This window comes from Porcipelethomonas sp. (assembly GCF_051893655.1).
GTDB lineage: Bacteria > Bacillota > Clostridia > Oscillospirales > Ruminococcaceae > Porcipelethomonas.
Genome location: NZ_JBJFHN010000106.1, coordinates 1 through 8,609, shown reverse-complemented (window position 1 = coordinate 8,609; position 8,609 = coordinate 1). Strand labels below are relative to the sequence as shown.

Annotated in this window: 8 protein-coding genes and 1 pseudogene; 6 read left to right on the top strand and 3 right to left on the bottom strand. The window is 39.2% G+C overall.

The features are described from left to right. Both ACI4WO_RS06260 and ACI4WO_RS06255 read left to right on the top strand, forming a co-directional pair. The coding region (locus ACI4WO_RS06260; RefSeq protein WP_439806704.1) for a putative PEP-binding protein at positions 1-375 on the top strand (375 nt) is incomplete at its 5' end. Between the two features lie 131 nt (positions 376-506). Continuing rightward, positions 507-671: pseudogene (locus ACI4WO_RS06255) on the top strand (dockerin type I domain-containing protein); the annotation flags it as partial. A gap of 74 nt (positions 672-745) precedes the next feature. On the opposite strand, the gene ACI4WO_RS06250 reads toward ACI4WO_RS06255, so the two are convergent. Both ACI4WO_RS06250 and ACI4WO_RS06245 read right to left on the bottom strand, forming a co-directional pair. Next, complete coding sequence (locus ACI4WO_RS06250; protein WP_439806703.1) at positions 746-1,462, bottom strand: hypothetical protein; 717 nt, start codon at positions 1,460-1,462, stop codon at positions 746-748. Further along, positions 1,459-2,823 carry a MurT ligase domain-containing protein gene (locus ACI4WO_RS06245; protein WP_439806702.1) on the bottom strand — a complete coding sequence of 455 codons (1,365 nt, stop codon included), beginning with the start codon at positions 2,821-2,823 and terminating at the stop codon, positions 1,459-1,461. Before ACI4WO_RS06245 ends, ACI4WO_RS06250 begins: the two co-directional genes overlap by 4 nt. 312 nt (positions 2,824-3,135) lie before the next feature. On the opposite strand from ACI4WO_RS06245, the gene ACI4WO_RS06240 reads away from it, so the two are divergent. After that, positions 3,136-3,888 carry a dockerin type I domain-containing protein gene (locus ACI4WO_RS06240; RefSeq protein ID WP_439806701.1) on the top strand — a complete coding sequence of 251 codons (753 nt, stop codon included), beginning with the start codon at positions 3,136-3,138 and terminating at the stop codon, positions 3,886-3,888. Between the two features lie 82 nt (positions 3,889-3,970). Here ACI4WO_RS06240 and spoIID read toward each other — a convergent pair whose 3' ends face one another. Continuing rightward, positions 3,971-5,035 carry a stage II sporulation protein D gene (gene spoIID / locus ACI4WO_RS06235; RefSeq protein ID WP_439806700.1) on the bottom strand — a complete coding sequence of 355 codons (1,065 nt, stop codon included), beginning with the start codon at positions 5,033-5,035 and terminating at the stop codon, positions 3,971-3,973. A 166-nt stretch (positions 5,036-5,201) separates the two neighbouring features. Here spoIID and ACI4WO_RS06230 point away from each other — a divergent pair, with 166 nt between their 5' ends. The 3 genes from ACI4WO_RS06230 to ACI4WO_RS06220 all read left to right on the top strand — a co-directional run. Then, positions 5,202-6,557, top strand: coding sequence for a citrate/2-methylcitrate synthase (locus ACI4WO_RS06230; RefSeq protein ID WP_439806699.1), 1,356 nt, complete (start codon positions 5,202-5,204; stop codon positions 6,555-6,557). 48 nt (positions 6,558-6,605) lie between these two features. Further along, a complete protein-coding gene (locus ACI4WO_RS06225; RefSeq protein ID WP_439806698.1) occupies positions 6,606-7,910 on the top strand; it encodes a hypothetical protein in 1,305 nt (434 codons plus the stop codon). A gap of 41 nt (positions 7,911-7,951) precedes the next feature. Next, on the top strand, positions 7,952-8,609 hold a 658-nt coding region (locus ACI4WO_RS06220; RefSeq protein ID WP_439806697.1), incomplete at its 3' end, for a response regulator transcription factor.

Below are 8,609 nucleotides of genomic sequence, written 5' to 3'. Positions count from 1 at the left end.
CTTACAGCTGATGAAATCGCTAAGGAAGCTGACTTCTTCTGCTTCGGTACTAATGACCTTACACAGATGACATTCGGTTTCTCAAGAGACGATGCTGGCAAGTTCTTAAATGCTTACTATGACGCAAAGATTTACGAAAACGATCCATTTGCAAAGCTTGACCAGACAGGCGTTGGCAAACTCATGGATATGGCTATCAAGCTCGGCAAGCCGGTTAACCCATCTCTCCACTGCGGTATCTGCGGCGAGCACGGCGGTGATCCTTCATCTGTTGAATTCTGCCACAAGATCGGTCTTGACTATGTATCTTGCTCACCTTTCCGTGTTCCGATTGCAAGACTGGCTGCTGCTCAGGCTGCTATCGCTAACAAATAATCGACATTTTTGTACGTTTAAAATAAACATAAACTGACAAAAAATAATCTGATTGCACATAATCTTATTTTTAGTCAGAACACCCTTTCACCGTCGCATGGTGAAGGGGTGTTTCTTATGCAGGTGACGCCAATGATGATGGCGTATTGAATATCAGAGATGCTGCGGTTATCGCAAGAGCACTGGCAGAACGCAAGGCGGATACTCTTCCGGAAAAAGCTGATTATAACGGCGACGGTGATGTGAATGTTCGTGACGCTGCGGCTATTGCCAATTACCTTGCACATAAAAAATAACAATTTCAGATAAAAATTCCTGACGCACTGTATAGTACGTCAGGTTTTTTAGTGTATTGCAAGTTTTGCAGATCTTAATGTATTCCCACATGCTTGTCCTTAAAATCTTCAAGCCTTGTATTATATGCTTTTATAACTTCATTTTCAAATGCCAGCGGTCTTTCTTCTCCGCATATTTCCCTGATTATTTTTCGTGTAAAATAAGGGTTTAAAACCAGAAGCGGCCCTAAAATATATGTTCCGTAAAAACGATTTTTAACATATCCTTCAGTCTTGCTTTCATTGTTCATGCCGTCACCCTTTACAACGCAGACAAATGGCTCCAGACTGCTTCCGGCGTAACCTTTTGTAAACTGTGCTCTGAATCCGGCAATTTCCATATTTTCATAATTTCCCAGAACAAGTCCGCTGAAACGGTGCATCATATCTCTTCTGGCAGTGAAATCCATAAGTCCCAGACATTTTATAATACTGCCATCACTGTCCTCAATAGCTTTTCCGAAAATTTCATGAGCGTTTCCAGTAGCAAGAAAAACAGTATTATTGTTTATCAGTTCGTTTATTCTGTCCTTGAACGGTTCCAGACGCTTTACAGCGTCAAGCTGAGTTTTCTCAGTCATAGGACCTATATAAATCATATTCACATCGTTGTCTGCAAAATATGGTCTGTCGTTCAAAGCAGTTTCAACAAATTCCGCATCAGGCAGGCAAAGCCTGAGATATCGCATATTTCCCATATCTCCGAAAAGGTTGCAGACCTCCGGAAACAGTTGTTCAATTATAATACTCATTTTCTGCCCTCCGTTTCCCCTGTAAGCTGTGCTTTAATATTATTAAGAGATACAACATTGAAAAGATCATACATAATAATCAGCTTGTCATAAAGTTCGGGTTTAAGAAAGCTTACCGTATCCGTTTCATTGCGGCAGCAGAAAATTTTACTTTTGTCAACTCCGGCAATCAGAAGTCTTACCATATAATCGTCCGCTCTTTTTCCGCCTACGATAATCTGTTTTATATCATCGCCCTTTAGAAATTCAAAATCAGTTTCATAAATCCATGCTATATTTTCAGAGGTACGCTTTGCATCGTAAAAGTCCTCAAGAATCATGATTACAGCCTTGTTTCCGCTTTCATGTCTTACAAAATCGCACACACCTGAAACTGCAACAGGATTCTGTCCCTTAGCAAGGGATATCAGGACATCTTTTCCGCCTGCCTTAAAACTGTCATATCGTGATTTCACAACCTTTATTTCAGACATTGCTTTCGATACCTGTTCATAGGACAGTCCGAATTCACGGGAAAATGTCACTGCTGCTGCCGTATTGTAAAGGTCTGTTATGCGGTTGTTCGGCAGATTATAGCGTTCTTCACTGCCTTTATGCATAATAACAGCCTGAGAGTTTTCAACTGCTCTTACATCAAAGTCAATGTCAGGGGATTTGAATCCGCAGCCGCATGAGGCTCTGCCAATATGATTATAATGGCGGAAAGAAAACTCAAGTTTGTTTCCGCAGACAGGACAGTTTACAATATCGCAGATTATATTGTCGAGAGTAGGATGTTCATTTTCAAGCTTTTCAATTCCGAAATAAGTTCTCTGGTTTTCGGGAGCAAGCCGTCCGCTTATGAGGTCGTCACCGTTTAAGATAAGCTTGGTTTTTTCAGGAATATTACTGTTCAGTACGTTAAAAATAAATTCCGTATGAGCGTTTCTTTTCATAGAATCACGCTGAAGATTTGTACACACAAGCCAGTCCGGCTTAATGTTAGGCAGAACTCTTGCGGCACTTCGTTCATCAACCTCAAGTACAGCCGTATTCTTTTTAAATCCGCCCTTTAAGGTACAGTTATCTAAAAGCAGTGAAGCGATACCGGTATCAACATTTCCGCCGAAGCTGTTATTTATTATATCATAGCCGTTTTTAGTCAGGATATTTCCTATCATATTTGAAACAGTAGTCTTTCCGTTTGTACCGGTAACTACAATTACATTTTCCGGCATGTCGAAATATTTCAGCAAATCGGGATAAAAAATCAGCATAAGTTCTCCCGGAAGATTAGTAGCATTGCGTTTCATAAGTCTCATAAGCTTAATGAGAATTTTTGCACCGATTACTGAAATATAAAATTTTAATGGTTTTTTCATTCTTATTTCTCTTTTCCTCTTTATATTAACGCCTTATATTTACAATAATATCATTTTTAGTACAGTTTGTCAATCTGATTTACATTTAAATATAATTTTCGTGTTTATTAAAATATTCCTTATTTTGCCTGTTAAATTAGTATGCCACTGTTTAATAGGTTTTATCAGATTATACAAATTTTTATTTTAAAATTTGTGAATTATTTTACTGATATTTTACCTGCTTTCTATTGACATATGTTTTCAAAAGTTTTATAATATATTTGTAAGTTAAGCTTTATAAATACTATTAATAAGAAAGGATTGTTTAACATGAAAATCAAAAAAATATTAACTTCAATCATGTCTGCGGCAATAGTTATAACTTCAATAGGAAGTGTTGCAATAAATGCCGAAGAAGTAACAGAAACAGAAGAAAAAGTTTACACCCTTTCTGAACTTTTTGATATGTCAAAGGAAGAATTTTTTGCACTTGACAATGCTCAAATATTTTATGACCAAATAGAATATTATTCCACTGCATTGGTAATGGGAAAAAATCATGTACTAGACTGTACCTTTATGTTAAATACTGTAACTGAGCCATATGTACCCTTTGAAACTGAAAAACAACTTAAAGAATTAATTGATATTGATGGCTTTAAAATGTTCAGTCCAGTATTATCTCCTCCAAGAGGATATTATGATTTCAATTTAACAGTTTATAACGATTCTTATCGGAAAAAATATGATGATACAGAAACAACTATAAGCAGCGATGAAGATATTTTGGAAATATCTAAAATATGGTATTGTTTGCAACAAGTGTCATCATTAGGATTTTATCCGCCTGGAAATGATTTATCATCAGTTGAACGCCCTTACGGCGAAGCCAATGAAGACGGAATTTTAAATATCATGGACGCTTCATTTATTGCCCGCAAGCTTGCCCAGCAAAAGGGCAGTGAACTGCCTGAAACAGCTGATTTCAATGCAGACGGTGAAATTGACATAAGAGATGCCGCAGACATAGCTCAGTTTATGGCAGCAAGAGCCGCAGCACAGGCTGAGGGCTGGATTGAATAAGATTCAATGCTTAAAACATCTTCTTTGACAAAAGGGACACCCCCGCCGTGAGGGTGTCCCTTTTATTTATACTTAAAGCCTGTCAGCCGTTTTCCGTAGTCAGTTCTGTTCCCGGATAATAATGTTCAAGAATTTCATCATAGGTTTTGCCTTCCTTTGCCATTGCATTTGCACCATACTGGCTCATTCCTACGCAGTGTCCATATCCTCTGGTAGTAATTGTAAAACCATCTTTATATTCTATGTCAAAGGCTGCTGAACGGAGAGAGAGTGCGGCTCTTATCTCCTGACCGGTAAGGGTCTTGCTGCCGGCTTTTATGGATAAGACCGTACCGGATTTGCTTTTTTTCACATCAGAAAACCATTTCTCCGGATCACTGTCAAGCTTTATACCATCAAAAGATTTTTCAAGCCGTTCCTTTACCTCATCTGATGTATATTCATATTCTTCAAGATATCTTGGAGCACTTGTGTCTTCATCACTTTCAACAGGAATCAGATAGTCTACCTTGCTTCCCCAGACGTTTTCTGCACTTTCAGTAGTACCGGCAGACATTGAATGGAAAGCAGCAATAATAGGTTCGCCTTCATACACAAGAATTTCATCCTCAACATCACTTACAGCGTCCCTTATTTTTTTAATGTATTCCTCATAATCATCTCCGTAATACTGTTTCGCCTGATTATCTGTAAAATATGCCTGATATTTGCTGCTGTCATTGGAAAAATATGCTCCGTTTAAATCTTTGTCAGGAGATACAGCAGCTTTTTCTTTCTGCCTCTGGGCATAAGTGTGGGCAGCTACTGCCTGTGCTTTAAGTGCCTCCGGTTCAAATGTAGCCGGCATCTCGGCACATACCGCACCTACAATATAATCAAATGCTGTAATTTCCTCTACTTTTCCGGTGGTGATATCCAGAACTTTATATTTTTCTTCCTCTGCATTTTCCTTTTCCTCTTTTTCATTGTCTTCCTCATTGCCTTTGCCGGAACTTAATTCCTCCGGATCTTCATTTTCAGTCCGGGAGGAGCCTTCTAAAATTTCCTGTGCCTGAACATGTTTAAGCTCTGAAGTCAGAAGGGGTGCTGCCGGAACAGTGACAAGAAGTACCGCAAAAATCAACGCTGCTGAAATATATGATTTCATGATATTCTCCGTTCTGCCGCCATTTATTTGCTGCACAAAATGTCCCGGCGGCACAGACATTTTCAGCTTAAATATAATCAGGTACCGTAAAAACGGGAGTAAAGTTGACATATTTGTAAAAATAGGGTATAATAAATATTAACTATAAAAGAATGGGAGTGAGCAAGTGAATAGTTTTAATGAGAATTACGGTATTAAAAGATTATGCAGTGACTTGTCCGAAAATTCCAGGATTGATCCGAAACTTTATGACAAATTTTACGTAAAGAGAGGACTCAGGAACAAAGACGGCACAGGTGTGGTCGCAGGTCTTACCAACATTTGTAACGTACACGGCTATATTGTGAATGAAGGTGATGTTGAACCTATTGACGGCGAACTTATTTACCGCGGTTACAGCATTAAGGATCTGGTGGGCAATATCGAAAAAGAAGACCGTTTCGGTTTTGAAGAAATAGCCTATCTGCTTCTTACCGGACGCCTTCCGTCAAAAGATTCCCTGAAAGCTTTTTCGGCATATATGGCTGAAAGACGTGAGCTGCCGCCGGGATTTGTAGTCGATATGATCTTAAAGGCCCCCTCCAAGAACATTATGAACAAGATGGGAAGAAGTGTTCTGGCTCTTTATTCATACGATGAAGAATGTGAAAATCACAGCATTGAAAATGAAATGAGAATAGCTATTGAGCTTATTGCAAAGCTTCCGGTTATTATGACAAATGCATATCAGGCTAAAAAAAGCTATTATGAAAACAAGAGCATGGTTATGCACCCTCTTATCAAGGAGCAGAATACTGCTGAGACTATTCTGTCACTTCTGAGAATGGACAGAAACTTTACCAAGGAGGAAGCTCAGCTTCTTGATACTATGCTTATGCTTCACGCTGAACACGGAGGCGGAAACAATTCCACATTTACATGCAGGGTTCTTACCTCTTCAGGAACCGATGCATATTCTGCATATGCTGCTGCTATAGGCTCTCTTAAGGGTCCTCGTCACGGCGGTGCAAACATAAAAGTTATGCAGATGCTTGAAAATTTCAAGGAAAATGTCAAGAACTGGGAAGACGAAGGTCAGGTCGCTGACCATATGATAAAAGTTCTCAATAAGGAAGCAAATGACGGATCCGGACTTATTTATGGAATGGGTCACGCTGTTTATACTCTTTCCGATCCGAGAGCAGTTATTTTAAAACGCAAGGCATTTGAACTTGCAAAGGGCAAGGAAATTGAGGCGGAATTCAGACTGCTTGATACTATCGAACGCCTGACCCCGGAACTTTTCAAAAAAGTCAAGGGCAATGACAAGGTTGTCTGTGCAAACGTGGATATGTATTCCGGTCTTGTATACAAGATGCTGGGAATTCCTCAGGATCTTTATACACCGCTGTTTGCAGTGTCAAGAGTTGTCGGCTGGGCTGCCCACAGAATAGAAGAAATTCTGACAGGCGGAAGAATTATCCGTCCGGCATACAAAGCTGTTGCAAAGCACAAGGAATATGTGCCGATAAACGAAAGATAAGGCAGAAACTGCCTGAAATTTAACCGTTAAAGCATAGGAGGGAACAAGTTGAAAAAGTTTAAATTGATTTTTATGCTTCTCCCCCTTGTGCTTACAGGGTGTTCTCTTAACGCAGGAGTTGATACTCTCCTGACTCCGCCGAAGCTCAGTACACAGCAGGAGCACATCTACAATGCTCTTAAAAGATACACAGGCTCCAATATAAGCCTTAAGTATCCCAAATCCGGAGATAATCTTTCGGCATTTATCGTGGACGATATTGACGGAGACTCGGAAGATGAAGCAATTGTTTTTTACAGAAAAAATTCTATAAAAACAGATGACAGTTCCCTGCGTATGAACATTCTCGATCAGGTTGATTCAAGCTGGCTTTCTGTTTGCGATCATGCCGCAGACGGCAATGAAATTGAACAGGTTAAAATAACAAAACTTGGTGAAAATGACAGAATCAATATAATAGTGGGCTACAGCCTTATAAACCAGAGCGAAAAGGTTGTCAGCATTTACGATTATTCCGATGGTGTGCTTAACACCACATTTGAAAATAATTATTACTCTGTGTTTGATACCGCTGATTTAAACGGAGACGGTACACTGGAGCTTTTTATAGCTCTGGGACAGAGTGCGTCAAGACAAGCGTCCGCAGCTGTTTATTACCTGAGAAATGACGGCAATTACCTTCGTTCCGCTGTGGAGCTTAATGAAAGCTTTAACAGTTATGCGAATTTGCAGTACGGAATTCTTGATGACGGTTCGACGGCTGTTTATCTTGACGCTGAAACCGGAAACGGTTCTATAGTAACTGAAATTTTTTCTGTTGACAAGGATAATAATCTTCATGAGATTTTTTCTCCGGATATTGAAAAAAAAGAAACCATGCGGTCTTCGGCATATACCTGCTCGGATATTGACGGAGACGGGAAAATTGAAATTCCTGTTCCTTTCACCTGTCCGGGATATGAAAACAGCGAGGATGATGATAAGCTCTATTTCAGTCAGTGGTATGAGCTTAAGGGAGAAAACCTTGAAAAAAAATATTTAAGCTATCAGAGCATTACTGACGGGTATGCTTTTATAATACCGGAGGAATGGTATGATAAAATTACAATGGAAAATAATGTTTCCGAAAATGAAGTAAAATTATGCCATTATGACAAAGAGTCCGGCACGGGAAATGAAATATTCTCCTTACGGACAGTTTCAGGCGAAGATGAAGAACAGTCACTTAAAAATGACGGCTATGAACTGCTTCATTCAAGAGGAGATAAAATGTTCTTTATTAAAGTAAATAAAAATGATGAATTTGTAGAATCACCGGCAGAAATAATGCTGAAATTTAAATTTAAGGATTAACAAAAACGGCTGTTAAAACAGCGGGAGAAATGGAGTCTTTTATGAAACGCATTTTAGTATGTGAAGATGAGGACACAATACGTGATTTCGTGGTTATCAATCTGAAACGTGCCGGATATGACGTTTATGATGTTAACTGCGGAGAGGATGCCCTGAGAGCATTCGTTGAGGAAAAAGGAAATTTTGATATCGTCCTTCTGGATATAATGATGCCGGGTATAGACGGTTTTACTGTATGCAAAAAGCTTCGTGAAAAAAGCTCTACTCTGGGCATAATAATGCTTACTGCCAAAGCACAGGAAATGGACAAGGTAAGCGGACTTATGATCGGTGCAGATGACTATATTACAAAGCCCTTCTCGCCTTCTGAGCTTACCGCCAGAGTGGACGCTATATACAGAAGAGTGTGCATGAGCTTTATTAAAGAGGATAAATCTACTGTGCTGGAATCAGGACCGTTCGTTCTTGACCTGAAAAGCAGAACGGTTACAAAAAACGGAAATCCAATCGATCTGACTCAGGTGGAATATCAGATAATGGAATATTTTCTGAACAATAAAAATACAGCTCTTGACCGTTCAAGTATTCTCACTCATATATGGGGAGAAAATTATTACGGTGATGATAAGATAGTCGATGTAAATATAAGAAGAATAAGAATGAAAATTGAAGACGAGCCTTCAAACCCGAAATATATTC

What these genes read in the sequence shown, in the direction of transcription:
- ACI4WO_RS06245 (WP_439806702.1), bottom strand. Translation starts at nt 2,823, where the DNA reads ATGAAAAAACCATTAAAATTTTATATTTCAGTAATCGGTGCAAAAATT.
- spoIID (WP_439806700.1), bottom strand. Translation starts at nt 5,035, where the DNA reads ATGAAATCATATATTTCAGCAGCGTTGATTTTTGCGGTACTTCTTGTC.
- ACI4WO_RS06240 (WP_439806701.1), top strand. Translation starts at nt 3,136, where the DNA reads ATGAAAATCAAAAAAATATTAACTTCAATCATGTCTGCGGCAATAGTT.
- ACI4WO_RS06250 (WP_439806703.1), bottom strand. Translation starts at nt 1,462, where the DNA reads ATGAGTATTATAATTGAACAACTGTTTCCGGAGGTCTGCAACCTTTTC.